Genomic DNA, 22789 nt, shown 5'->3' on the forward strand with positions numbered 1-22789 from the left:
CCTGATTCACAGGTAACAGCCGGTCATTGCGCAGATTTATAACGCAGAAGCCGGACATTACGTGCGTAGAATATGAGTTCATGGCTTGATCAGGGTTCCCTTAGCCAAATGTCCGGAGCGACACCACCAGGGGTGGGATTGTCTTGAAATCGGCCGGTGCCGGTCAGCCAAGTGTCATGACTTGATCCACTGACACCTGGGATCGATCCAACGCTCGTGTACCACTGCTTCGATGTCTTCGAGCAGCGTCATGGCTTCGGGATGCTGGTGCAGTGTTCTGACCGGTACCGTTACACCGGTTCCCAGGTGCGACATAATCAGATAGGGCTCTCCTGGTTGTCCGTATTGTGTACAGTCGATGGAGACAAATGACAGGGGCGGAGTGGTGAGTGCTGCCAGCAGAAGTAGTGATTTCATGGCTGCCTCTTTGGCTGATCGGGATCAGTGGACCCTGCGAGGGCAAGGTTGGCAACTTTAGGCGCACCGACCATGGTAGGGTGATGTGCAATGCAAACTTCCCGGCGATCTCAACAGCATCAACTGCTATGCGCGTCATCTGCGCGGGATTGCCTCAGGGCCATCCTGGACTTCAATCGTCAGTTATTTCGGCTTCTTTGTATAACGATAGTTTAAAAACACTGTTCCTGCGAATCAGAGGTAGGTGATTTCGACAGTCATCGCACTGTATTTCATCCGAAGTACCTGGCCATTTATAACAAAATGATAACGTCTGAAGTATTTCGATTGTCAGACTGGTCAATAAGGGTGAAAGTAAATTGACTATCTCGCCAATGCCATCCCCTATCTCAAATGTTGTCTGAGATACTGGTGTCATCAGGTAGGGCTATTGGTCATACAGTTAAACCGAAACGGAGAGTCATCGTGAAACCTAAGTGGGCATATTTTTTATTACCCGGTCTGTTGTTCGGTACATCGAGTGTCCTGGCCGACAAGGCCATCCTGGCGGGCGGATGTTTTTGGTGCATGGAGTCCGATTTTGAAAAACTTCCAGGTGTCACCGATGTGATTTCAGGATTTACCGGAGGAACACTGAAAAACCCCACTTACAATGGTGATCACACCGGTCACTATGAAGCGGTGGAAATTACCTATGATCCGGATAAGGTGAGTTACCAGGAATTGTTGGCTCACTATTGGGTGAATATTGACCCGTTCGATGATCGCGGACAGTTTTGCGACAAGGGACACAGTTATTTAAGTGCCATCTTTGTCGCAAACGACAAGGAACGGAAAATAGCCGAACAGTCAAAACGGGAAGTGGAGGCGCAGTTCCCCGATCAACAAGTGGTTACGCCGATCCTCCCGGCTGCAACGTTTTATCCGATAACGGGCGACGAAAGTTACCATCAGGATTATTACAAAAATAACCCGGTTCGCTATAAATTCTATCGCTGGAACTGTGGTCGTGATCAACGTCTGCAAGCGCTTTGGGGAGACAGGGCAACCCATTGACCCGCCGGGAACGGCTAGTCATTCAGTCAGTCCTCATGTGCAATTCACCCGGTAGGTCGGATTAGCGCTGCGTAATCCGACAACCAATGCTGAAGAGCATCTTCCCGGGTTCACTGTCGAGGATGTTGACAGGACCGCATAGTTTGGCCGGCAAAGCCCTGCTGTTGAAGAAAACTCACCAACGCGAAGCCGTGCTGCTCGATCTTGTCGACGGAGTCGTGTTCTGCCTCATCGATTTCAAGCAGCGTGATGTTCGATTCCGGGCAACCTGCGGCGATTGCCCTGGCGTCTTCCACCGGTACGGTGGTATCCGCTCGGCCATGCACCAGCAGAATGGGGCAGTCGATCCGGCAAACCGTGCTCAGAGGCGCGATATCGCTGAAGCGGTGCCCGATAATCCACTGCACGTAGTTCAGGACCAGACACACAACGAGATCGGGCAGATGAAACCGCTGAAGATAGCGTTTCATCATCCATTCCGGATGCGCGAAAGCCGATATGCTGATCACGGCGGTGATATCCCGCGTTCTCGAGGCGGAGAGCAGGGCGGCGCCAGCGCCAACGGAGTGCCCCAACAGGGCCAATCTTCGCGATTGAACAGGGTGCTTCTGTCTTAGCCAGTCGATGGCGTGGTCAAGGTCCTCGGCGAAGCGCGGCAGGGACGAGAACGTGTCAGCATCGCTGTTGCCGTGGTTTCGCGCATCGATCAACAGCACGTTTATCCCGGCTTGCTGGAAGGGTTGCGCCATGGGTAGCATCAGTTCCGCGTTGCCGCCCCAGCCATGCAGAATAATAATGCTGGTGTCGGCTGCTGAAACCGGCAGCCACCAGGCAAACAGTTGTTTGCCTGACGCTGTCGGGATCCGCACGGCTTCATAGGCCAATCCAAGATCCGCTGGCGTCCCACGCTCACGCATACGTGGCGCCCGAAAACCCAGGTGCAGGGCGGCAAGAAACAGGCTGGCCAGGAGAGCCAGGGTAAGGGTGGTGCCGGTTACATAGGTCATTTGTCGGTCAGTATATCCCGGGAGCTGGATCAATCGCGCCGATGAAGAGGTCCGCCCGATATCCTATCTGTCGCCGGTTAAAAAGCACAGTCGCTTTTCAGGTAAACTCCCGTTCTTTTGTGGGTGTTAAGGGCGTATTGAGTGCGGTGAATAAGTGCTCCCTACCCCCTGATCCCCTGGATCCGGCGGGCACCGGTAGATGCGATCCATGCCGCCCAGCGGCTTCTCCAGCCAAGTGGGTCGGGTGGTCTTCATAAACGGCCTTATCGTCAGGGGCGGATCTGCTATATTACTTGGAGGCGCCCCTGCAACCCGCTTCAACTGTGGAAGCAGGGGCATCTCATGTGGTCGTCTTATAGCTGGGTGCCGGTGCGCTCCCCGCGATACTTGTCTTGCTTGGAGCGGGACTGAAGGACTTCACCGGTCATCGGGTCGACAAACAGCTTGAGCCGCTCGCCGTTGGCACCGACGGCTTTGATTTTGTAGCCATTGCGCTCGCGCTCGATTTCGTAGATATCATTAAAGCCGGCGGCGGTCACCTTGGCGTAGATTGCGGGTATTGCCAACCAGTTGTCAGCCGCTGCGTTTGACATGCTGGCGCTATCGGTTGCTGATACGGCAAAGGCGGTCCCGCCAAAGGTTGCGGCGGTCAGGGCAATGGCTAAAATTGCATGTGATGTTTTCATAATTAAATCTCCAGTTGGGCAGTGTTGAATGGCGATCGGAGTAGCGACCGTGAGCACAGTATGAAATAGCCCTGCTGAATTGATCCTGAAAAAACATGGCCAGATCCCAATGGATTTCGAATACTTGCAAATTCTCGGGCGTGACACTCGTTGTCACGGTATGCGAAATGGACCTTTTGCGAGTGACGGGTAACGGTGCTTTTATCTTTCGCTCTTTATGCCCGCATAAGGATAAACCGGGTGGACAAGGGGGTTAAAAATCAGCGATTACTAAGGTCAGCCACGGTTCGGTCGCGGTCAGGATGGTTTGGTATATCGGTGGTTATGGGTTCGACCTGTTGTTCATAACAGCCACCACTGCCTGTCGTTACCGTCTGCAACGAATAACAATAACAGCGTTGCCATGCCGAATCTGGTTGCACTATTCAACCGATGTTGTGCAAAACCTTGGAGGATAAATCGATGCAGGTTAAAGAGATAATGACCAAGTCGCCACGGACAGTTACGCCTGAAACCGGTCTGCTGGAGGTGGTATCCCTGATGTGTCTCTATCGCTATAGCGGTCTGCCAGTGATGGAGGATGAGAAGATGGTCGGCTTTATTGCCGAGAAGGATGTGTTCCATCGCATGTTCCCTACCCTGGAAGATATGATGACGGACGGACTGGGAGCGGGAGATTATTCCGGCATGATGGACAAGTACAAGGATGTGGTAAATCTCAAGGTGGCCGACCTGATGGCTACCGATGTGATTACCGTGTCACCCAATCACCATATCCTGCAGGCTGCTACCACCATGGTCCGGCACAAGTTTCGCAGAATTCCAGTGGCTGAAGGGGGGGTGCTGCAAGGCATGCTGAGTCTGGGCGATGTACACAAGGCGATTTTCCAGGCCAATATTGCCGGTGCCAGCAAGGCGGTTGTGATTGGAGTCTGATCTGCCGTTCTAACCATTCCGGGTCGGAGTCATTTTTGACTTCGACCCCCTTACGTGGCCACTACACATTGCCCTCCTGAGTTGCTATCGTTCCCGGGTGCTTCCTTGCGGAGACCCGTGGCATGTCCAGGCAGCGTTTTACTTCACTCATCCAACAGGTCCGTGACTGCACTATCTGTGTTGAACATTTGCCGCTGGGTGCAAACCCTGTGTTCCGAGCCGATCCCGGGGCGGTGATTCTGGTTGCCGGACAGGCCCCGGGGCGGCGCGTGCATGAGACCGGTATCCCATTCAATGATCCCAGCGGGGATCGACTCCGCATCTGGATGGGGCTGGATCGAGAACAGTTTTATGATGTAAGCCGTGTGGCCATTCTGCCGATGGGTTTCTGTTATCCCGGTACCGGTAAAAGCGGTGATCTGCCGCCGCGTCCCGAATGTGCCCCCCAGTGGCGGGAACAGCTACTGTCCCGGCTGCCCAATATCCGCCTGGTGTTGGCCATTGGCCAGTATGCCCAGGTCTGGCATCTGGGGAGCAATCGCAAGACCAATCTGACCGAGACGGTGAAAAGCTGGCGGGACTACTGGCCCGACCTGCTGCCGCTGCCCCATCCAAGCCCGCGTAACAATCGCTGGTTGAGTCAGAACCCCTGGTTTGAGGCGGAGGTGGTGCCGGTATTGCAGCGGCGGATCAGGGAGCTGATGGCGGCCGGCTGATCAGTTGCCGTTGTCCATGCGCTCCGCCAGCACACGCTCCACGGTATCCACAATCGCCTGGGTTTGGGGGTCGATCTCGATATTGACCAGTTCCTGTTCCTCCCGGAAACCCAGGTTGGTTCGCTCCAGGGTCTCTGGAATCAGGTTGACGCAGAAGTCGCAACCATCCACTTCGCCGATGGTCAGGCTGATACCGTCAATGCCGATATAGCCCTTGGTAAAGAGATAGCGGCGATACGGTTCCGGTAGCCGGAACCAGATCTGGCGGTTGTTTTCACTGCGGATGATCCGGGTGATGGGGGCCATGCAGAGGATGTGTCCGGACATCGCGTGTCCGCCAATCTCATCACCAAAGCGGGCTGCCCGTTCGAAATTGACCCGGTCGCCCTGTTTCAGCAGTCCCAGGTTGGTAATGCGCAGGGTCTCCTGCATCAGATCGAACGAGACCCGGTCCTCTTCAATGGCGGTAACCGTCAGGCAGCAGCCGTTGTGGGCCACCGAGGCACCGGGTTCCAGGCCGGTGAGCCGCTCCGGCGGCATGCGCAGGGTGTGGGTGCGAAACTGTGGCTTTTCATTGATGGCGACCACTTCGGCGGTCCCCTGGACGATTCCGGTAAACATCTGATGACTCCAACGGTTGATACGGCTCCGATTCTATCACCGGCCGGTCAGGCTGCGCTGGCCTGGTTGTCGCGGAATCCCTCGAAGATATACTCCGCCAGGCAGTTGATGGCGGGCGAGGCGGAGACCTTGGAACGCAACAAGGTAATGGCGGACTCCGGCAGGTCCGGAAACCCCTCGGCGGCGGTCAGTATGCGCATGTTCTCGTTCACGATACTGCCTACCAGTACTGTCACACCCAGACCGCAGCCGACGATCGCCTCGATGCCGGTGATGCTGGGGCTGGAGTAGGCGACCCGGTAGGGGCGGCCACTCTTGTCCAGCGCCTTCATGGCCCAGTGGCGGAAGATACAGCCGGGCTGGAACAGCACCAGCGGCAGCGGCTCCTGTTCGTGGATGAAGTGGTGTTTGGAAGTGGCCCAGACGGTCGACTCGCGTCGCAGCACTTCACCGTCCATGCTGCCCGGCACCGCCGTGACGATTGCCAGGTCAATCTCACCCGCCTTCACTGACTTGGTCAGGTGCTCGCTGCCTTTGCAGATCACTTCGACCTGCACCATCGGGTAGGATTTGGCAAACCGGGCCATAATCCGCGGAATAAAGGCGGCCACATAGTCATCCGGAATCCCGATGCGCACGCTGCCCACCATGTCCGGTTGCTGTAACGTGGAGACCGCCTCTTCATGCAGGCGCAGGATACGCCGGGCGTAATTGAGCAGTACCTCGCCGTCCGGGGTCAATACCATGCCCCGTCCCACCTTCTCGAACAGCGGACGCCCGACCAGTTCATCCAGCTTCTTCATCTGCATGCTGACGGCGGACTGGGAGCGATGCACCACCTCGGCGGCACGGGTAAATCCACCCGCATCGGCGATGGCAACAAAGGTGCGCAGCAATTCATTATCCAGTATCGGTGCCATTTTTAACCCATCATGTCTGTTGATGTATTGCATCAAAACTATTCGTTTGAACAATGTTTAGCACGGGTCCAGACTTTCTGCAACCGGAAACAACCATCCGGTCAATCGGATCAGGAGGCATTATGAGAAATACTATTTCAATGGGTCAGTCCTTTACTTCTGCCATCTCCCGGAACACGGGTATCAGCAAACCACGCAGATTGACCGTAAGCTGGCTGCTACGCCAGCTGACCGATCGCTTTCACCGCTGGCGCATGCTCGCCCGGGAGCGCTATCTGTTGCAGACGTTGAGTGATGAGATGCTGAAGGATATCGGCATCAGCCGACTGGACGCCGAGCAGGAGGCAAGACGGCCGTTCTGGGACGATCAGGGGATCAAACGTTGACCCCGTTTGCTCCGGGGTTGCATTGGAATAATTTCCAGATGTAACTCCGGGGTCGCCAGGGAGTACCCCCACCTGCTTGCTGCCTCGCAATAGCCCTTTTCCCGTTCCACAGGTATTTTGCTCCGCCGGTTATCCAGCTGGTACATTTTCTGCCACAAGGCATTGGCCGTGGCGAAATTAAACTACCCGTATCATGGATATGCTGTCTAAACTAGGGTACAGGCACACACGGTCGCAAAGGCGGGCGGCCTGGGGGTATCCGGTTGGCAAGCGATAAAAGCATCCCTGGAACGATAATGGATCAAGCAGTAAGTATTCTAACCATTGAGGATGAGACCGCGGTTCGGCGCAGCCTGGTGGCTCATCTGGAGGACCTGGAGTACGACTTTATCGAGGCGGCCAACGGGGTTGAGGGGATCGAGGCGTTCAACAGGGCCAAGCCGGACCTGGTCCTCTGTGATCTGCGCTTGCCAGGCATGGACGGCCTGGATGTACTCTCCACCATTGCTGAATCTTCCCCCGACACGCCCATTATCATAGTGTCAGGCGCCAACCAGGTGAGTGACGCCATACAGGCGCTGAAGCGCGGAGCCTGGGATTACATTACCAAGCCGATTGTGGATTTCCAGATTCTGGATACGGCCATCGAACGCGCCCTGAACCGGGCGCGTCTGATCAAGGAGAACCGGGATTATCAGAAACACCTGGAGACCCTGAACCAGGAGCTCTCGATTGCCCTGGGCCAGTTACGTGAAGATGAAGAGGCGGCCCGCGCCCTCCAGTCCAGTCTGCTACCGCCTCCTGAGGTACAGTACGGAGACTACCTGTTCCGTCGCAAGCTCCTCCCTTCGCTGTTGTTGAGTGGTGATTTTGTCGACTATTTTCCGATCGGTAATCACGAAGTGGGTTTCTACATTGCCGATATCTCCGGTCACGGCGCCGCCTCCGCCTTTGTTACGGTGATGTTGAAGACGTTGTTTGAGAAACACCTGGATGCGTACCAGCATGCCCAGGAGGAGGTGATCCGGCAACCGCATGAAATGCTCGATCATCTGAACCGGGCGATCTATCAGTCACCGATTGAAAAATACCTGACCATCTTCTATGGCGTGCTGGATATTCGGGAGCATCGGCTGCGCTTCTGTTCCGGAGGTCAGTTCCCCTATCCGATGCTGTTCACTGGAGAACAGGTCACCACGCTGACCAGTCATGATAAGCCGGTGGGTCTGTTTGAAGATTCAATCTATACCCAGCACCAGATCGATTTTCAGCCCGTGCAGCAGTTTCTGATGATTTCGGACGGCATTCTTGAACTGTTTCCCCGGGACTCGGCACGCAGAAGAACCGAGTGGCTGCAGCAGATGGTGTCCAGGGGGGCGCCGACCATAGAGGAACTGGTGGATCGGTTCGATATTGAACAAATGGACGAGATACCGGACGATATCGCGTTTTTATCTATTGTGCGTGGTGAGCGAAATGAGTAATGGCCAGATACTGCATGGATCGCACAATGGGGTGGAAGTACTCCGATATCGGGGCGATGTGCGGCACACGCTCTGCGTGGCGCTGGATCGGTATCTTCAGCAACTGCTGCAACGACCGGATATTCAGGGATTTGTCGTGGACCTGACCGAGGTTCTGAGCATCGACAGCACCAACCTGGGCATGCTTGCCCGGCTGTCCAGGGCAATGAAAAAGGCCGGGCTGCCCAAGGTAACGTTGATATCAAACCAGCCCGATATCAACGAGCTGCTGGAGGCGGTGGGTTTTGATCAGGAATTCGATATTGTGGAGACACTGGATACGACTCTGGATGCGGTAGCGGAAATTCCTTCGCTTGAGGGCGAAAACCCGACCAGCAGCCGGTTACTGCTGGAGGCACACCGGGCCCTGATGAGTCTGAATGAGGTAAATCGCACCCGATTCAAGGATGTGGTGCTGGCATTCGAAGATGAACTGAAGCAGTAGCGCCAGGGCAACACTGTTGGTGTATGGCCCAAGTATTCACCAATCCATAAATGAGTCTGGAGGCGGGGCGTGCCCGCCGACAGATCGGCGAAACAATTGTCGGCGCCCAAGGGGCGCTCCATGACTCCGGATCAGTTTGTAGTCTGGATGAAGTAAAGCCGACCGGTACAATCCAGTGCAACCGCGGGAAGGGGTTGCCCCTAGGCCATCTCGACATGCAGGTCGAGCCGGCGCCGCTCCGATTTCAGCGAGGGTATATTCCGTCTCGCCCCTTGTGGTCTGGCGGAGCGGTGATAGTACTTGCGGACCGTCACCGCCCTGCCATGCAGCTGATGGCCGTTCAGGGTTCGCAGAGTCTCCATATCGTGATCCAGGGTCTCCAGTTGGGCCAGTCCGTGACACTCAACTATGCCGGTCACTCGATCGGTCATTCTAAGAATGGCAGCACTCTTCAGCCGGGTCTGTTGCCTGACCGGCAAGCCAAACCAACCCTTGTGTCCGAGCTGCCGCTTGAGGAACCGTTGCAGCTCTTTTTGGGTGGTGTTGAGTGGGATCCCCTGGATGATGACCCACATGCCGTGTCGCCCTCTGGTCCGTAAAATGGTTGTGATACCCTCGTCGGCCACAATGATTACGCTGCGTGGCCGTTTGCGGTTTATTGGTGCCGGTAATGGCTGATGATCTGGCCAACAAGCCAGGATCTGTGAGCCGAACCACACCCCGCAGTTTCATTTTTCCACAGTATAGTGTAGATATGCGGGGCTATGGACGTTCAGGCACTTCAGCAATCATCCCCGGCTAACCCAGCGACTCGTTTAATGCGGTTGATCAGTGTTCTGCTGGTCGGCCTGCTCTGTTTTCACTCATCGCCGGTCCTGGCGCTCGGGGTGAACCGCACGGTAGCCGACGTGATAACACACTATGGCGACAAGGTGGAGTCGCGGTTACAACCAAGATTTGCATTTGCCGGAGTTGAGTGGCCACCGCAGCGGGTCTCGCTGGTAGCCTTCAAGGATACCCGGCTGATGGAACTGTGGGCACTGAACGATGGTGTCTGGCAACACATTAAGGACTATCGGGTAAAAGCGATGAGCGGCCGCGTCGGCCCGAAGCTGCAGGAAGGCGATCGGCAGGTACCGGAAGGCGAGTACCGGATTGAACTCTTAAACCCCAATAGTGCCTACCACCTGTCGCTGAAACTGGATTATCCGAACGCCTTTGACCGCCAACAGGCGCAAGAGGACGGCAGAAGCAATCTGGGTGGGGATATCTTTATTCATGGCGGACGGGTGTCGACCGGCTGTCTTGCGGTTGGGGACAGTGCCGCCGAGGAGTTGTTTGTATTGGCGGCAATGATTGGCGAAGCCAATGTATCGGTACTGATCACGCCCAGGGATTACCGCTTCAGGCCGCGTCAGCCGCTGGCTGAAAATGCGCCGGCCTGGGTGGATGATCTGCATGGCCAGATCGCCAACCGGCTGCAGCTGTTCCCCCTGGCTGACAAGCGGTAGATCCAATGCCCTGCTGATTCGACAGGCAGGCATCATCTCATAACAGAGTATTTAACTAGCACCCGATGGCCAAAACTCCCGCAAAACGCGCAAAGTCTTCCGCAAAGCGTAAAACATCCACCCGCACCCGGGGACGTCGGTCGAAGTCAAGGACAGGTCGCAGCAGCGGCCGTGCCCGGCGCTGGATAAGCCGGCTGCTGGCCATCGGTTTTCTCTTCTCCCTGGTGCTGGGGGTCTATCTGCTCTACCTGGATCACACCGTCACGACCAAGTTCGAAGGCAAGCGCTGGGCCGTGCCGGCGAGGGTGTATGGGCGACCGCTGGAGCTCTATCCGGGGGCGCCGGTGACACCGGATCAGCTGGTGGCGGAACTGCGGCGCATGGGCTACCAGCGGGTCAGTTATCCCAAACAGGCAGCCAGTTGGTCGCGTAACGCCGGACGCTTCCTGATCAAGGCCCGTGATTTTCATTTCTGGGACAGTCAGGAGCCGGGCCGCTTCCTGGATATCCGCTTTGCGGGTGAGCGGATTGAAAGCCTGTCCGAAGCAGGTGGCGGGGAGCTGGCCCTGGTGCGGCTGGAAGCGCCGGAGATCGGCAGTATCTATCCGGCGCACAATGAGGATCGGGTGCTGGTACAGCGCGAGGATTTGCCCGAACCGCTGGTGCAGGCGCTGATTGTGATGGAGGATCGCACCTTCTATCAGCATCACGGCGTCGATCCCCGGGCCATCGCCCGGGCCGTCTGGGCCAACCTGCGGGCCGGCGGGGTGGTGCAGGGGGGCAGCACCCTGACCCAGCAGCTGGTAAAGAACTTCTATCTTACCCGGGAGCGAAGCCTCTGGCGCAAGTTGAATGAGGCGGCCATGGCGTTACTGCTGGAGGCCCATTATGGCAAAGAGGAGATCCTTGGTGCCTATGCCAACGAGATCTATCTGGGGCAGGACGGAGGGCGTGCGATCCACGGCTTCGGGCTGGCCAGTCATTTCTATTTCAACCGCAGCCTGCGGGAGCTGGATCTGGCGCAGATGGCGCTGCTGGTGGCCCAGGTGCGCGGTCCCTCCCTCTATGATCCCAGACGCCACCCGCAGCGCGCCAAGGAGCGGCGTGACCTGGTACTCAGGGTGATGCAGGAGCAGGGTGTGATCACCGCCAAGCAGGCCAGGGCAGCGCAACAGCGGCCGCTCGGGGTGCAGCAGAAAGGGCACGGACGGGGTAGTTATCCGGCCTTCATGGATCTGGTGAGGCGGCAACTGCACCGGGATTACCGGGAAGAGGACCTGACTTCCGAGGGGCTGCGCATCTTCACCACGCTCGATCCCTGGGCACAGCAGCAGGCGGAAAGCGCCGTCGCGGAGCGCCTGGGCGCCCTGGAGAAGCAGTATCGTCTGCCTGGCGGAAAACTGGAGAGTGCGGCGGTCCTGGTGGATGGTGAGAGTGGCGAGGTGCGGGCCCTGGTGGGTGGCCGGAGTGCCCGATATGCTGGATTCAATCGTGCCCTGGATGCGGTCAGGCCCATCGGTTCCCTGGTCAAGCCGGTCGTGTATCTGGCGGCCTTGCAGCGCTCCGACCGTTACAATCTGGTGACGCTGTTGGATGACAGTCCGTTGAGTATCGCTGGCCGGGAGGGCGAACGCTGGGTTCCCGAGAACTATGATCACAGTTCTCACGGGCAGGTGCCGCTGCATTTGGCACTGGCCAAATCCTACAACCTGGCGACGGTCAGGCTGGGCATGGATATCGGGCTGGGATCGGTCGCCGATCTGCTGGAACAACTCGGTATAAGTCGGCCAATCACCCCGGTGCCGGCCATGTTGCTTGGCTCGGTCTCGCTCACGCCGCTGGAAGTGGCCCAGCTCTATCAGACGTTTGCCGCCGGGGGCTTTTACTCGCCCCTGCGGGCCATTCGTGGAGTCCAGTCCAACAGTGGCCAGGCGCTGCAGCGCTATCCGTTGACCGTACGTCAGTCGGTGGACGCCGGTCCGGTCTATCTGCTGAACCGCAATCTGCAGGAGGTGGTGCGCAATGGTACCGGGCAGGGGATGGCAAAATATCTTGACAGTTCACTGAGTATTGCTGGCAAGACCGGCACTACGGATGAGCTGCGCGACAGCTGGTTTGCCGGCTTCAGCGGTGACAAGGTGGCCGTGGTCTGGGTCGGGCGAGACGACAATAAACCGGCAGGCTTGACCGGGGCAACGGGCGCATTGCAGGTCTGGGGTGATATGATGCGGCGTATGCATCCGTTGCCGCTTTCACTGTTACGGCCCGATTCGGTGGAGACGGTGTGGATTGATCCGGCGTCCGGCTTCAGGGCCGATGAAGGATGCGCGGATGCAAGGCAATACCCTTTTATCGCCGGTTCGGCGCCCACCGTGACTGCTTCCTGTGCGGGGCAGCCGGGAACCTCGATCCGGCGGCTGTTTCGGAGTTTTTTTGAATGAACTGGAAAAATTTTGGCGCGCTGCTGCTGCCGGGGTTGCTGCTGGCTGGTTGTTACACGGCACCGCAACGACCCGCTGCAGAGATTGGACAGCGTCCGCCCCCGCCGGACAATACCGAGCGTGAAAGTGCGGTGGTAGTGGCACCCGCCAGGGAGCGGGATATACAGATCAGCGCCTATGAACCGGCTCCGGTGCTGCCCCTGGTCCCGTTGCACAGCAAGGCCGTCGGTTCGCTGTTAAAAGCGGCCCAGGAGCAGGAGCGGAACAATGACCTGAACGGGGCGGTCGGTACTATTGAGCGTGCACTGCGTATTGAGCCGCGAAATGGTCATCTCTGGTACCGTCTGGCCGATCTGCGTTACACCCAGGGGCAATACGGGCTCGCGTCCGACCTGGCCAGCAAATCCCTCACCCTGGCGGGCGCGGATGTGGTATTGAAGCGGGATAGCTGGCAGTTGATTGCCAAGGCGAAACGGGCCAGCGGAGATATCACCGGAGCCAAGGTGGCCGAACGCAAGGCGGGGATGCTTAATTGATTCCGCTGCGGCTACAGACGCTTATGGGTGTTTTTCCCAAGGATGCGGCAGTTGAACACGGTTTAGGATACAATTCCGCTGAAAGCCATTGATATCCGGGGAGATTTATCGGCATGAGCCTCTATGCCGCTGACAAGTTGATCGGCCAGGCACGCCAGCTCGCAGCGGAGTATCGGCGGACCATGGGCAAGCCTTTGCCCGGAATAAGCAACGAGATTGCCCTGCACGATGCCATGCGTCTGCTGCGCCTGGCGCCGGTGGATTCCTCCGTGGGCGGCTACGATGCGATCGACCCGGCGCGCGATGGCCTGCGCATTCAGATCAAGAGCCGGACCATATTCGATGAGAGCAAGACCGGTCAGCGGATCGGGCAGATCAAGGCCGATCAGCCCTGGGACTGTGTGGTGCTGGTGCTCATGGACGACGATTATGAACCCTATGAACTCTATGAAGCGGACCGGGAAGAGCTGCTCGAATTCATGGATAAATCCAGCAGCGGACGCGCCAAGCGCGGGGCGCTTTCGGTGGCCCGATTCAAAATCATAGGCCGACTGGTCTGGTCCCGGGATGCGGGCCTGGCCCCCGGGGTGTGGGATAACCAGACCGGTTAATTCGAGCATGTCTGAAATCAGCGAAATCCTGGGGTCCGACGGCCTGCTGGCCGGTTGTGTGGAGGGGTTTGCCTATCGGCCCCAGCAGGAGGCGATGGCCGAGGCAGTGATGTCCGCCATGACCCGGGGCGAGGTGCTGATCAGCGAGGCCGGCACCGGCACCGGCAAGACCTACGCCTACCTGGTGCCGGCCCTGCTGTCTGGCCAGAAGGTGATCATCTCCACCGGCACCAAGAATCTGCAGGATCAGCTGTTTCACCGCGACCTGCCCCGGGTCAGACAGGCCCTGGCGGTGCCGGCGGACGTGGCCCTGCTGAAGGGGCGCGCCAACTATCTCTGCACCCATCGTATGGAGATGACCCTGCTGGAGGGGCGTCTCAACAGTCGCGACATGGTGGATCAGCTGATGCAGGTGCAGCGCTGGTCGGGGCGCACCCGTAGCGGCGATATCGCCGAACTCACCGACATCCCCGAAGATGCCCGCATCTGGCCCCTGGTTACTTCCACCACGGAAAACTGCCTGGGCGCGGAGTGCAGTGATTACAGCGCCTGTCACCTGGTGGAGGCGCGGCGGCGCGCCCAGGAGGCGGATCTGGTGGTGATCAATCATCATCTGTTGTGCGCCGATTTCGCCCTCAAGGAGGGAGGTTTTGGCGAGCTGCTGCCGGGGGCGGACTGCTTTATCGTGGATGAGGCGCACCAGTTGCCGGAGGTGGCGGGCAACTTCTTCGGCTCCGGGATCAGCGGCCGGCAGTTGCTGGATCTTTGTCGTGATATCGACACCGAGTACCAGCGCGAGGCGGGGGATATCAAGGCGGTGCCGGAACAGTCGGCACGGCTGGCCAAGGTGACACGGGATCTGCGATTGCTGTTCGGTCTGGATCTGCGCCGTGGCCCCTGGTCGGAGATTGCCGGTAACCAAGCGATCATGCGCGTCCTGGAACAGCTGGATCAGATGCTGGCGAAAATGATCGAGCTGCTGCAACTGGTAGAGGGGCGTGGCAAGGGGCTGGACAGCTGCCTGACGCGCTGCAAAGCGATCCGCCAATCCCTCAACGAGCTGACCCGGGAGGACGAGGCGCAGGGGGAATATATCCGCTGGTTCGAGACCTATCGCCAGAGCTTCCGGTTGAACCGTACCCCGTTGGATATCTCCGCCCTGTTCCAAGCGCGGATGGCCAGTCACCCCGGTAGCTGGGTTTTCACCTCGGCAACCCTGGCGGTAGGGGGGCGTTTTGATCACTTTCAGCGACAATTGGGATTGGAGGATGCGCGCACCGCTTGCTGGGACAGTCCATTCGACTATCCGCACCAGGCACTCTGGTATGTCCCGAAAGGGATGCCCCAGCCGCGTGAACCGGACTACACCCAGGCGGTACTGGAGGTGGCGGTACCGGTGATTCGGGCGAGCGAGGGTCGTGCCTTCATCCTGTTCACCAGTCATCGGGCACTGCGTGAGGCGGCCGAGAGTCTGGAGAGCCGTCTGGACTATCCGCTGCTGGTGCAGGGCACGATGCCGAAGGGTGAACTGCTGGCCCGCTTCCGCCAACTGGGCAATGCGGTCTTGCTGGGGACCGCCAGCTTCTGGGAAGGAGTGGATGTGCGGGGCGAGGCGCTCTCCTGTGTCATTATCGACAAGCTGCCGTTCGCCTCGCCGGGCGATCCGGTGCTGCAGGCGCGCATCGATGCCCTGCGCAAGCAGGGCGGCAATCCGTTCATGGAGTTCCAGGTGCCCCAGGCGGCAATTGCCCTGAAGCAGGGCGCGGGTCGGCTGATCCGTGACGAGACCGATCGGGGCGTGCTGGTGATTTGTGATCCACGGCTGCTGAAAAAAGGCTATGGCCACCTGTTCCTGGAGAGCATGCCGCCCATGGCGCGTACCCGGGAACTGGAGGATGTGGTGCGCTTCTTTCAGGGCGGGCCGGATACGGATAATAAAAAATCAGCCGCGAATGAATAAAACCAAGCAAGGAGCGCCTCCCGGGCGCCGCGCCTTTGCCGGGTGATGTGCCGTCGCACAGACTCCGGTTGATAGAAAGGTTCTCATTCCCACGCTCCGCTTGGGAATGCATACTCTGCGTGGTGCGAGGCGCTGGCGGGTCTGGTGTTACTCCCCGAAACCGTACTGATGGATCATCTTGCGGATCGGCTCAAGGATCTCTTCCGATGGATCGACCAACTGGAAGCCGGTATCAAAGAAGGCGCTGTTGATGTCATTGTTGCTCCAGCGGCTGACGGCGGAAAAACGGATCCTCTCCGGGTTCCCTTCCATATCCTGCCAGCGTATCTCCAGCTCGAACGATTTGCCGGTTTCGATCTGTTTCTCGCTGATCAGCATCAGGCCGTCGGTGTTGATGTCCACGATATGCCCGAGCAGCTTGTCGGTGGCGGTGTCCCATACCCGCAGGTAATAGATCAGATGGCGCCGCAGAATCGCCCGACGCTCATCGGCGACACTGTTACCTTGCGGTGCGGTTTCATATTTTTTTCCAAAGTACATGGCGGACTCCATACTCAGGCCGGAACAATAGCCCCGATTGTAGCCAGAAAATGGCTGGAACGCTGTTAAAAGTGATCATTTTTCAATACCAGCTGGGATACAATCGGCCACCATGAAGATACTTGCCATAGAAACCGCTACCGAGGCCTGTTCTGCCGCTCTGCTGATCGACGGGAAAATCATCGAGCGCTATCAGGTACAGCCGCGCATGCACAGTCAGCTGATACTGCCGATGATGAATGAACTGCTGGCCGAAGCGGGTGTGGCTCTCACTGCCCTGGATGCGATTGCCTTTGGTCGGGGACCTGGTGCATTCACCGGAGTGCGCATTGCGGTCGGCGTGGCCCAGGGTGCGGCCTTCGCTGCCGATCTTCCGGTGGTTCCGGTTTCCACCCTGGCCGCCCTGGCACAGCGCGGCTTCCGGGAATCGGGCGGGCGACGCCTGCTGCCGGCCTATGATGCGCGTATGCAAGAGGTCTACTGGGCCGCCTATGAGGTGGATGCGCAGGGCCTTGTTTCGATCCGGGTGGCCGACGAGGTGTCCGCGCCTGACCAAGTGACATTGCCGGATGGAGAGGGTTGGCAGGGTGTCGGGGCCGGCTGGGGCAGTTACTACTCCCTGCTGGCTCAGCGGCTGGGTGCCTCGGTCGAGGCGGTGGATGCCGCTCTCCTCTGCAGCGCCCATGACGTGGCCCTGCTCGGGGCGGCCGGTTTTACCAGGGGTGATGCAGTAGCTGCGGAACTGGCGGCGCCGGTCTATCTGCGCGACAAGGTGGCTTCCAGACCGGGCGAGCGGACCTCCTGAAGAAGGGTGGCGCATGTTTATAGGGCGGGGCGAGCCTGCCAGGAGATTATACTAAAGATTTCGGCGCCCGCAGGGCACCCTGTTCCTGTTGAACCCAGGCAGTTTATCGTTTACTCCCCGGTATGGAGCGTGGTCCGGTTTCTGCCACTCTCTTTCGACTGGTAGAGCGCCTTGTCCGCCTGCTCCAGCCAGGCGGTGTGGTGATTGAGTTCTTTGTTGAGCTCCGCCACCCCCAGACTGATGCAAAAGCGAATTTCCTGGCCTTCGTAAGTGACCCGCGTTGCTTCCACGGCCTTGCGCAGGCGTTCGGCGAACACTATGCCCCCCTGACTGTCGGTGTCCAGCAGGATGACACAGAACTCTTCACCACCATAGCGGCCGGCAATGTCCATCTCCCGCTTGGTCTCCTGCAGCAGCCCAGAAGTGATTCTGATTACCTCGTCACCAGCCTGATGGCCATAGGTGTCATTGACCTTCTTGAAGTGGTCGATATCGAACATCACCAGGGTGGAGGCTTGCTTGCTCCGGGGGAAACGCTTGAACTCGGTCTGCAGGTGGTTTTCCCAGGCTCGGCGGTTGAGTAATCCGGTCAGCCCATCGGTGCGACCCAGCCGGTCCAGCTCTTCATTGGCTGACTGCAGTGCCGCCTCATCCAGGGCGGCGTCGGTAGCGTCATAGAGCATGAGGCAGACATGCTCCACCTCACCCGATATGCCGGTCAACGGGAAGATGGTCATGTTCTGATGCATGGTATCGGAACGGCCGGTGATCGGGTTGTAGCTGTTGAATCGGATGATGTAGGGGCGCTGCTGCCAGGAAGAGAATGCCCGGTTGTTGAGCAGAAATACCGTGTCCAGTTTTTTCTGCAGCCACTGAACTGGCAGTTCCGGAAACTCCTCGAACAGGTTTTTGTCGGTCAGGGTAACGGGATTGATACCACTATGGTTCCACATAAAGTGGTTCCAGATCTTGATCCGGTAGTTGCGGTCCAGCACCACCAGGCCCACATCCACATTGTGAATAATTCCCAACAGCAGATGCATCTCTGAAATACCATCATCAAGCGCGCTCATAATCAGATAACCTCTTCGCCTGAACGCATCTTCAGCGCATCTATGGATTCCGGCGTAATCAGCACCAGTTGATTGCATCGAATCTGGTTGTCCCCGATTACATAGTTGACCTCTATGGTCAGTATCTGCTCGTGTCCCCGTCGGTTGGCAAGGATCATGGCGCTGTCCTGGTTGTGGATGGTGATGCGCGGATGACCCTGGCTGAAACAGACATCAAGCTGTTCGGCAAATCCCTTCAGGAAGGCACCGACCAGCACATTGGCGATGTCCATGTAAAGCTCCATCTCGGTGGAGGCTTCCAGATGGTCGAGATCAAAATTCAGCAGTTTGGCAACATGGCGAATATCGGTGTCATGGAACAGCAGCAGATTCTCGCCGGATATTCCGCCGCCGATGAATCCCTGGGTGATACAGGAGAAGCTGTCCCCGTGGGCGGTGGCGTTCAGGGTCATCTCCAGCTCGCCATGCTCCATCAGGCTGACATGGGGAATGGTCAGCTCGACCTTTTCATTAATGACCCGTACCAGCAGATCCGCGGCCCGGCCCATGGCGACGTTGGTGATCTCCTGTACCCATTCATTGAAGGTGACCTGAACATTGGCCGGTAGTCTGTTTTCAGTCAGTATCCCCAATACGCCGAACTGATCGAGCACGCGGGTCAGCTCGGCGGCATCGACCGGCTTTTTTATGAAGGCCACTGCGCCGAGTGCCATGACCTGTTTATGGCTCTCCGGCTGGATATCCCCGGATATGACGATGGGCAGGGTGGGCAGATCGTTTTCCCGGATATACTTCAACACCTCGAAGCCATCCATCACCGGCATGGTCAGGTCGAGCAGCAGAATGTCTCCCTTCCCGGCTTCAATTGCCGCAACTGCTTCCCGGCCGTTTTCACAAAATGTCAGATCCACATCCCACCCCGAGGGCAGGGCGCGCATGACCTGTTTTCTGGCAAAACTTGAATCGTCACAGATGATGACGGGTATTGACATAGTCGGACCGGGTTATAGTTGTTGTAGGCTTCCGGCCCCGAGTATAACAACAAAACCCTGGGCCAAGGAAAGCGCTGCATAATGATCTCGCTATCATCATGCGTATGTGTTGCTCTATGTCACATGTCGATCAGTGAATCGGTTACTCGGGCTTGTTGATCGATGGGAGCACCGGGACCAGCTCGGGCCCGCCGCCCTGGAAGTAGTAGTCATACTTGCTGTGCAGCTGGGAGGTCAGGCTCCATGCTTCGGTGAAGGTGAGTCCGCTGTTTTCCGGGAAGATCACCTTGATATAGAGTCCGCTGGTTTGCTCTTCCTTCAGCCTGCTGAGCAGTGTCTCCAACTGCTCGTGGGAGACGGCCTTGTAGCCGGGATCTTCCTGTGTCTGGTATTCCACCAGAATCTGCTTACCCGGCTTGGTGTAGCGCACCTCCACCAGATAGCGTCCGGCGGGCGAGCGGGCGGGGCGGATCAGTTTGTCGTATTTGACCTTCAGCTGTTCGAAGTCGGATTGCAGGTTCAGCAGTTGCCGGTCACTCTCCCGCCCGGCGACCCGGGCGGCCAGCAATTCACTCGACTGGTTGCTGTAACGCTGTTGCAGTTGCGCAAGCTGCTCTTTCACCGTGGCATAGTTGCTCTCAAGCGTATTCAACGCTGAGTGGGCGGATGCGATCTCCTCCTGGAAGCGGTTGAGCTGCTGTTGCGCCGAGAGCAGGGTCTGTTGAAGATCCTCCAGACTCTGCTGCTGCTGCTGGATGAGTGAATCCCGTTTTTTCAACTGCTGGGTAAGAGTGAAATTCTCCGCGTTGAGTTGGTCGCGGAGCAGTTGCAGCGACTCTTTTTCCGCCTGCAACTGGACAATATCGCGGTGCTGGGTGTCGATAGTGCCGGCCTGCTCGGTGCGCTGTTCTTCCAGCTGCATCAGGCGCATGCGCAGCATCGAGAGGTCGTTTTCCGCGGTGAACAGTTTCAGCGCCAGGCTCTCTTTCTCTTCCCCGGTGGCCTTGGCAAGCTCCACGGCGGCACGTTCCGCCTCCATGGTGGCGCGCAGCTGGTTGACCAGCTCGATATTGCGCAACAATAGCACCACCATCGCGATGACGAAGATCATCACGATGACGGTCATGATGTCGGTGAAGGATGGCCAGAAGCTCTCCTGGTTCTGACCGTCCTGGCGGTTCAGCCGCAGGTCGACAAAGCTGTTGTCCGGGTTCATACGTCCTCGTGCAACCGGAAACCGTCTCTGAGCAGCTTTTTGATATCCTCCATCTCCCGGGTAATGGGCTGGATTCTCTCCTCATAGACCTGGTTGAATGCATTGCTGATGGATTGTTCAAGCGCCTCGATATTGCCTTGGGAGTGCTGCATCTCCTGGGCCAGATTCTGGAAGGAGGATTGCGAGGATTCCATCTTGCTGATCAGGCTCTGCAGAGAGCGGATCAGCCCGCTGAACTCAAACAGCACGCTCTCGGTCTGGATCTGGAACCGGGGCATCAGGTGAGCGGCGGTAATCTGTTCCACGGCGCTCACCAGGTTGGTCTGCACATCGGTCAGCTTCATGTAGAAATAACCGAAGAAGATATAGCAGACAATGGCGGTAATGGTGGTGGAGAGGGCGGTGGACATGCCGTGGATGATCAGCCCCATGCCATTGACGTTGACTGCGGAGGCGAGCAGGTCCGAGGCGCCGATCAGGGCGATCGAGAGTGACACGATGGTGCCGAATACGCCGGTCAGGATCAGCGTGTTGTTGATGAATTTCGGCAGGCTGTTGCGCGTGCTTTCCGAGGCCACCAGGGTGGTGGCCAGGGCATTGTGGTTGATCGGCGTGTTGGCCTTGTGCATCGTCTCCAGTGTCCGGTAGCGGCGCGCGATAATGCGCTGTTCGGCCACCTCGTAGAGCGGATCCACCTTGTCACGCAGATTGGACATGAACTGGACCAGCGCCCGCTCTTCCAAACCGTAGCTGATCAGTATGCCGATGATTCTGAATAGCCCGAGGATAAACAGGGCCACGATGGTGCCGTTGATGATCAGGCCGGTGGGAGTGAGCTGGTCGCGGAAGTAGATGTCGTTGATGAAATCGAGCTTCCAGTAGAGCAGTCCGGCGCCGATGGCGCCCAGGATGATCATGCGAAACAGGATATTGCGACTGAAATGGCGGCGTATCTGTATGCTTTCCAAGAGTGTTCCCCCCAGCGATGATCACCAGCTTATCATATCTGGTTGGCGAGGCTAGAATGATCCTTTACTTATACTCACATAGAGCCACTGCATAACAGGAGGTAACACCATGCCGGATATGGCGGGCGCACGTCGGGATCTGCTGACGATTTTTCAGGCAGCACTGACTCGCGTGGAGGGGCGCGCCTGTGTCCGGGAATCGCTGCGCGGGGATCAGGGGACGGTGTCGCTCATAGCACTCGGTAAGGCGGCCCAGTCCATGACGCAGGGGGCACTGGATGTGCTGGGAGACCGGGTTCTGGATGGCCTGGTAATCTCCAAGGCGGGTCACATGGATGAGTCGCTGTTGAGGGCCAGAGGACTTGGCTGTCTGGAAGGTGGGCATCCGGTGCCGGATGAGCGCAGTCTGCGGGCGGGTCGTGAGCTGGTTGAGTTTATCCGGACGCGACCAAAAGATCGCCGCCTGCTGTTCCTGATTTCGGGCGGCACCTCGGGGCTGGTGGAACTGCTGCGTGATGGCATCGATCTGGCGAGCCTGCAGCGGGTCAACCAGTGGTTGCTGGGGAGTGGTCTGTCGATTGACGCCATGAACCGGGTGCGCAAATCACTCTCGCGGATCAAGGGCGGTGGTCTGATTCCGCTGCTGCAGGGACGACCGGCCCAGGTACTGCTGATCTCTGATGTGCCGGGGGATGAGCCTGGCGTGATCGGTTCGGGCCTGCTGGTGGCGGATGAGCATCCTGCGTGCGGCCTGGATGACTTGGCGCTACCGGACTGGCTGCGTGCGCTGGTGCCGCCCGTGCCGCCTCCTGTCCCGACGAAGGCGGACAATATCCGGGTCAGCATCGTGGCATCTCTGGCGGATGCCCGCGAGGCGGCCGCCGACAAGGCCCGGGAGCTTGGTTACGCGGTGACCCTGAGCCGGGCCCATCTGGGGGGGGATGTCAATGTGGTCGGCCGACGGTTGGCGTACGAACTGCGGGATGCCTGGTCGGGACTTTATGTCTGGGGTGGTGAACCGACCATCCACCTGCCGGAGCATCCCGGACAGGGCGGGCGTAATCAACACCTGGCGCTGGTGGTGGCCTGCCAGATAGCCGGACGAAGGGATGTCTGTTTCCTGGCGGCGGGTACCGATGGGGGAGACGGCCCAGGAGAGGATGCCGGTGCCATTGTTGACGGCGGCAGTGTGGGTCGTGGTTGTCGGGTACTGGGGGTCGATCCCGAGGTCTGTCTGACACAAGCTGATTCGGGCCGCTTTCTCGAGGCCAGCGGCGACCTGATCCAGACCGGTCCCACCGGGACCAATGTGATGGATCTGATGATCGGGCTGAAGTACTGAGGCGCCCAGGTTAGCGCAATCCCTTGTTTAGAGCTTGCGGGTCGAAGCCATCGGGATGACGCGACTCTTACCTTGATCCGG

Annotated in this window: 24 protein-coding genes; 13 read left to right on the top strand and 11 right to left on the bottom strand. The window is 58.2% G+C overall.

The annotated features are described in order from the left end of the window. Window positions 1-174: 174 nt before the first annotated feature. Window positions 175-417, bottom strand: coding sequence for a hypothetical protein (locus A3GO_RS0117175; protein ID WP_029134452.1), 243 nt, complete (start codon window positions 415-417; stop codon window positions 175-177). Window positions 418-882: 465 nt separating this feature from the next. Here A3GO_RS0117175 and msrA point away from each other — a divergent pair, with 465 nt between their 5' ends. Beyond that, the gene (gene msrA / locus A3GO_RS0117180) at window positions 883-1473 is read left to right on the top strand and encodes a peptide-methionine (S)-S-oxide reductase MsrA (RefSeq protein WP_029134453.1); all 591 of its coding nucleotides are present in this window, start codon (window positions 883-885) and stop codon (window positions 1471-1473) included. Between the two features lie 110 nt (window positions 1474-1583). Here the strand turns inward: msrA and A3GO_RS0117185 are convergent, their stop codons facing one another. Both A3GO_RS0117185 and A3GO_RS24315 read right to left on the bottom strand, forming a co-directional pair. Further along, window positions 1584-2480: an alpha/beta hydrolase gene (locus A3GO_RS0117185; protein WP_029134454.1), complete on the bottom strand. Its 897-nt coding sequence runs from the start codon at window positions 2478-2480 to the stop codon at window positions 1584-1586. Window positions 2481-2833: 353 nt separating this feature from the next. Continuing rightward, window positions 2834-3166, bottom strand: a complete 333-nt coding sequence (locus A3GO_RS24315) for a PepSY domain-containing protein (RefSeq protein WP_051302526.1) — start codon at window positions 3164-3166, stop codon at window positions 2834-2836. Between the two features lie 480 nt (window positions 3167-3646). Between A3GO_RS24315 and A3GO_RS0117195 the strand changes: the two genes are divergently transcribed. Both A3GO_RS0117195 and A3GO_RS0117200 read left to right on the top strand, forming a co-directional pair. Further along, on the top strand, window positions 3647-4102 hold the full coding sequence (locus A3GO_RS0117195) for a CBS domain-containing protein (protein ID WP_245621771.1): 456 nt from the start codon (window positions 3647-3649) through the stop codon (window positions 4100-4102). A gap of 122 nt (window positions 4103-4224) precedes the next feature. Further along, the gene (locus A3GO_RS0117200) at window positions 4225-4818 is read left to right on the top strand and encodes a uracil-DNA glycosylase family protein (protein ID WP_029134456.1); all 594 of its coding nucleotides are present in this window, start codon (window positions 4225-4227) and stop codon (window positions 4816-4818) included. On the opposite strand, the gene A3GO_RS0117205 is transcribed toward A3GO_RS0117200, so the two are convergent. Next, window positions 4819-5439, bottom strand: coding sequence for a riboflavin synthase (locus A3GO_RS0117205; RefSeq protein WP_029134457.1), 621 nt, complete (start codon window positions 5437-5439; stop codon window positions 4819-4821). It lies immediately after the preceding gene. Between the two features lie 47 nt (window positions 5440-5486). Further along, complete coding sequence (locus A3GO_RS0117210) at window positions 5487-6359, bottom strand: LysR substrate-binding domain-containing protein (protein ID WP_037375814.1); 873 nt, start codon at window positions 6357-6359, stop codon at window positions 5487-5489. Between the two features lie 122 nt (window positions 6360-6481). On the opposite strand from A3GO_RS0117210, the gene A3GO_RS0117215 reads away from it, so the two are divergent. From A3GO_RS0117215 to A3GO_RS0117225, 3 genes are all read left to right on the top strand, one after another. Then, a complete protein-coding gene (locus A3GO_RS0117215) occupies window positions 6482-6745 on the top strand; it encodes a DUF1127 domain-containing protein (protein WP_245621772.1) in 264 nt (87 codons plus the stop codon). Between the two features lie 296 nt (window positions 6746-7041). Beyond that, window positions 7042-8229 carry a SpoIIE family protein phosphatase gene (locus tag A3GO_RS0117220; RefSeq protein ID WP_029134460.1) on the top strand — a complete coding sequence of 396 codons (1188 nt, stop codon included), beginning with the start codon at window positions 7042-7044 and terminating at the stop codon, window positions 8227-8229. Continuing rightward, window positions 8222-8713 (top strand): STAS domain-containing protein, encoded by a 492-nt coding sequence (locus tag A3GO_RS0117225; protein WP_029134461.1) that lies wholly within the window; start codon window positions 8222-8224, stop codon window positions 8711-8713. The genes A3GO_RS0117220 and A3GO_RS0117225 overlap by 8 nt, the downstream gene beginning before the upstream one ends. A gap of 200 nt (window positions 8714-8913) precedes the next feature. On the opposite strand, the gene A3GO_RS0117230 is transcribed toward A3GO_RS0117225, so the two are convergent. Then, on the bottom strand, window positions 8914-9288 hold the full coding sequence (locus A3GO_RS0117230) for an RNA recognition motif domain-containing protein (RefSeq protein ID WP_029134462.1): 375 nt from the start codon (window positions 9286-9288) through the stop codon (window positions 8914-8916). Window positions 9289-9531: 243 nt separating this feature from the next. Between A3GO_RS0117230 and A3GO_RS24320 the strand changes: the two genes are divergently transcribed. The 5 genes from A3GO_RS24320 to A3GO_RS0117255 all read left to right on the top strand — a co-directional run bounded on the left by A3GO_RS24320 (window position 9532) and on the right by A3GO_RS0117255 (window position 15772). Further along, a complete protein-coding gene (locus A3GO_RS24320; RefSeq protein ID WP_051302532.1) occupies window positions 9532-10224 on the top strand; it encodes a L,D-transpeptidase family protein in 693 nt (230 codons plus the stop codon). Window positions 10225-10289: 65 nt separating this feature from the next. Beyond that, window positions 10290-12665, top strand: a complete 2376-nt coding sequence (mrcB, locus tag A3GO_RS24325) for a penicillin-binding protein 1B (RefSeq protein ID WP_051302534.1) — start codon at window positions 10290-10292, stop codon at window positions 12663-12665. Next, window positions 12662-13201 (top strand): tetratricopeptide repeat protein, encoded by a 540-nt coding sequence (locus A3GO_RS25470; protein WP_051302536.1) that lies wholly within the window; start codon window positions 12662-12664, stop codon window positions 13199-13201. The genes mrcB and A3GO_RS25470 overlap by 4 nt, the downstream gene beginning before the upstream one ends. Window positions 13202-13314: 113 nt before the next feature. Then, on the top strand, window positions 13315-13812 hold the full coding sequence (locus A3GO_RS0117250) for a hypothetical protein (protein ID WP_029134463.1): 498 nt from the start codon (window positions 13315-13317) through the stop codon (window positions 13810-13812). A gap of 7 nt (window positions 13813-13819) precedes the next feature. Beyond that, window positions 13820-15772 (top strand): ATP-dependent DNA helicase, encoded by a 1953-nt coding sequence (locus tag A3GO_RS0117255; protein WP_029134464.1) that lies wholly within the window; start codon window positions 13820-13822, stop codon window positions 15770-15772. A gap of 147 nt (window positions 15773-15919) precedes the next feature. Here the strand turns inward: A3GO_RS0117255 and A3GO_RS24335 are convergent, their stop codons facing one another. Beyond that, a complete protein-coding gene (locus A3GO_RS24335; RefSeq protein ID WP_037375793.1) occupies window positions 15920-16312 on the bottom strand; it encodes a PilZ domain-containing protein in 393 nt (130 codons plus the stop codon). Between the two features lie 112 nt (window positions 16313-16424). Here A3GO_RS24335 and tsaB point away from each other — a divergent pair, with 112 nt between their 5' ends. After that, the gene (tsaB, locus tag A3GO_RS0117265) at window positions 16425-17117 is read left to right on the top strand and encodes a tRNA (adenosine(37)-N6)-threonylcarbamoyltransferase complex dimerization subunit type 1 TsaB (protein WP_029134465.1); all 693 of its coding nucleotides are present in this window, start codon (window positions 16425-16427) and stop codon (window positions 17115-17117) included. Between the two features lie 110 nt (window positions 17118-17227). Here tsaB and A3GO_RS0117270 read toward each other — a convergent pair whose 3' ends face one another. The 4 genes from A3GO_RS0117270 to A3GO_RS0117285 form a co-directional block, all read right to left on the bottom strand. Next, on the bottom strand, window positions 17228-18190 hold the full coding sequence (locus A3GO_RS0117270; RefSeq protein WP_029134466.1) for a sensor domain-containing diguanylate cyclase: 963 nt from the start codon (window positions 18188-18190) through the stop codon (window positions 17228-17230). 2 nt (window positions 18191-18192) lie between these two features. Then, window positions 18193-19182: a response regulator gene (locus tag A3GO_RS0117275; protein WP_029134467.1), complete on the bottom strand. Its 990-nt coding sequence runs from the start codon at window positions 19180-19182 to the stop codon at window positions 18193-18195. Between the two features lie 142 nt (window positions 19183-19324). Then, window positions 19325-20398, bottom strand: a complete 1074-nt coding sequence (locus A3GO_RS24340) for a hypothetical protein (protein WP_051302538.1) — start codon at window positions 20396-20398, stop codon at window positions 19325-19327. After that, window positions 20395-21366, bottom strand: coding sequence for a hypothetical protein (locus tag A3GO_RS0117285; RefSeq protein WP_029134468.1), 972 nt, complete (start codon window positions 21364-21366; stop codon window positions 20395-20397). The genes A3GO_RS24340 and A3GO_RS0117285 overlap by 4 nt, the downstream gene beginning before the upstream one ends. Window positions 21367-21475: 109 nt before the next feature. Between A3GO_RS0117285 and A3GO_RS0117290 the strand changes: the two genes are divergently transcribed. Next, window positions 21476-22708 carry a glycerate kinase type-2 family protein gene (locus A3GO_RS0117290; RefSeq protein ID WP_029134469.1) on the top strand — a complete coding sequence of 411 codons (1233 nt, stop codon included), beginning with the start codon at window positions 21476-21478 and terminating at the stop codon, window positions 22706-22708. Window positions 22709-22789 lie beyond the last annotated feature (81 nt).

This window comes from Sedimenticola selenatireducens DSM 17993, assembly GCF_000428045.1.
Taxonomy (GTDB): domain Bacteria; phylum Pseudomonadota; class Gammaproteobacteria; order Chromatiales; family Chromatiaceae; genus Sedimenticola; species Sedimenticola selenatireducens.

Excerpts from the sequence above, each read along its gene's own strand:
- A3GO_RS0117225 (WP_029134461.1), top strand. The coding sequence starts at position 8,222 with ATGAGTAATGGCCAGATACTGCATGGATCGCACAATGGGGTGGAAGTA.
- A3GO_RS0117290 (WP_029134469.1), top strand. The coding sequence starts at position 21,476 with ATGCCGGATATGGCGGGCGCACGTCGGGATCTGCTGACGATTTTTCAG.
- A3GO_RS0117205 (WP_029134457.1), bottom strand. The coding sequence starts at position 5,439 with ATGTTTACCGGAATCGTCCAGGGGACCGCCGAAGTGGTCGCCATCAAT.
- A3GO_RS25470 (WP_051302536.1), top strand. The coding sequence starts at position 12,662 with ATGAACTGGAAAAATTTTGGCGCGCTGCTGCTGCCGGGGTTGCTGCTG.
- A3GO_RS24335 (WP_037375793.1), bottom strand. The coding sequence starts at position 16,312 with ATGTACTTTGGAAAAAAATATGAAACCGCACCGCAAGGTAACAGTGTC.
- A3GO_RS0117175 (WP_029134452.1), bottom strand. The coding sequence starts at position 417 with ATGAAATCACTACTTCTGCTGGCAGCACTCACCACTCCGCCCCTGTCA.
- A3GO_RS0117250 (WP_029134463.1), top strand. The coding sequence starts at position 13,315 with ATGAGCCTCTATGCCGCTGACAAGTTGATCGGCCAGGCACGCCAGCTC.
- A3GO_RS0117275 (WP_029134467.1), bottom strand. The coding sequence starts at position 19,182 with ATGTCAATACCCGTCATCATCTGTGACGATTCAAGTTTTGCCAGAAAA.
- A3GO_RS0117220 (WP_029134460.1), top strand. The coding sequence starts at position 7,042 with ATGGATCAAGCAGTAAGTATTCTAACCATTGAGGATGAGACCGCGGTT.
- A3GO_RS24315 (WP_051302526.1), bottom strand. The coding sequence starts at position 3,166 with ATGAAAACATCACATGCAATTTTAGCCATTGCCCTGACCGCCGCAACC.
- A3GO_RS0117215 (WP_245621772.1), top strand. The coding sequence starts at position 6,482 with ATGAGAAATACTATTTCAATGGGTCAGTCCTTTACTTCTGCCATCTCC.
- A3GO_RS0117270 (WP_029134466.1), bottom strand. The coding sequence starts at position 18,190 with ATGAGCGCGCTTGATGATGGTATTTCAGAGATGCATCTGCTGTTGGGA.
- A3GO_RS24320 (WP_051302532.1), top strand. The coding sequence starts at position 9,532 with ATGCGGTTGATCAGTGTTCTGCTGGTCGGCCTGCTCTGTTTTCACTCA.
- A3GO_RS0117210 (WP_037375814.1), bottom strand. The coding sequence starts at position 6,359 with ATGGCACCGATACTGGATAATGAATTGCTGCGCACCTTTGTTGCCATC.
- mrcB (WP_051302534.1), top strand. The coding sequence starts at position 10,290 with ATGGCCAAAACTCCCGCAAAACGCGCAAAGTCTTCCGCAAAGCGTAAA.
- A3GO_RS0117195 (WP_245621771.1), top strand. The coding sequence starts at position 3,647 with ATGACCAAGTCGCCACGGACAGTTACGCCTGAAACCGGTCTGCTGGAG.
- A3GO_RS0117185 (WP_029134454.1), bottom strand. The coding sequence starts at position 2,480 with ATGACCTATGTAACCGGCACCACCCTTACCCTGGCTCTCCTGGCCAGC.
- A3GO_RS0117230 (WP_029134462.1), bottom strand. The coding sequence starts at position 9,288 with ATGTGGGTCATCATCCAGGGGATCCCACTCAACACCACCCAAAAAGAG.
- A3GO_RS0117255 (WP_029134464.1), top strand. The coding sequence starts at position 13,820 with ATGTCTGAAATCAGCGAAATCCTGGGGTCCGACGGCCTGCTGGCCGGT.
- A3GO_RS0117200 (WP_029134456.1), top strand. The coding sequence starts at position 4,225 with ATGTCCAGGCAGCGTTTTACTTCACTCATCCAACAGGTCCGTGACTGC.
- A3GO_RS24340 (WP_051302538.1), bottom strand. The coding sequence starts at position 20,398 with ATGAACCCGGACAACAGCTTTGTCGACCTGCGGCTGAACCGCCAGGAC.
- tsaB (WP_029134465.1), top strand. The coding sequence starts at position 16,425 with ATGAAGATACTTGCCATAGAAACCGCTACCGAGGCCTGTTCTGCCGCT.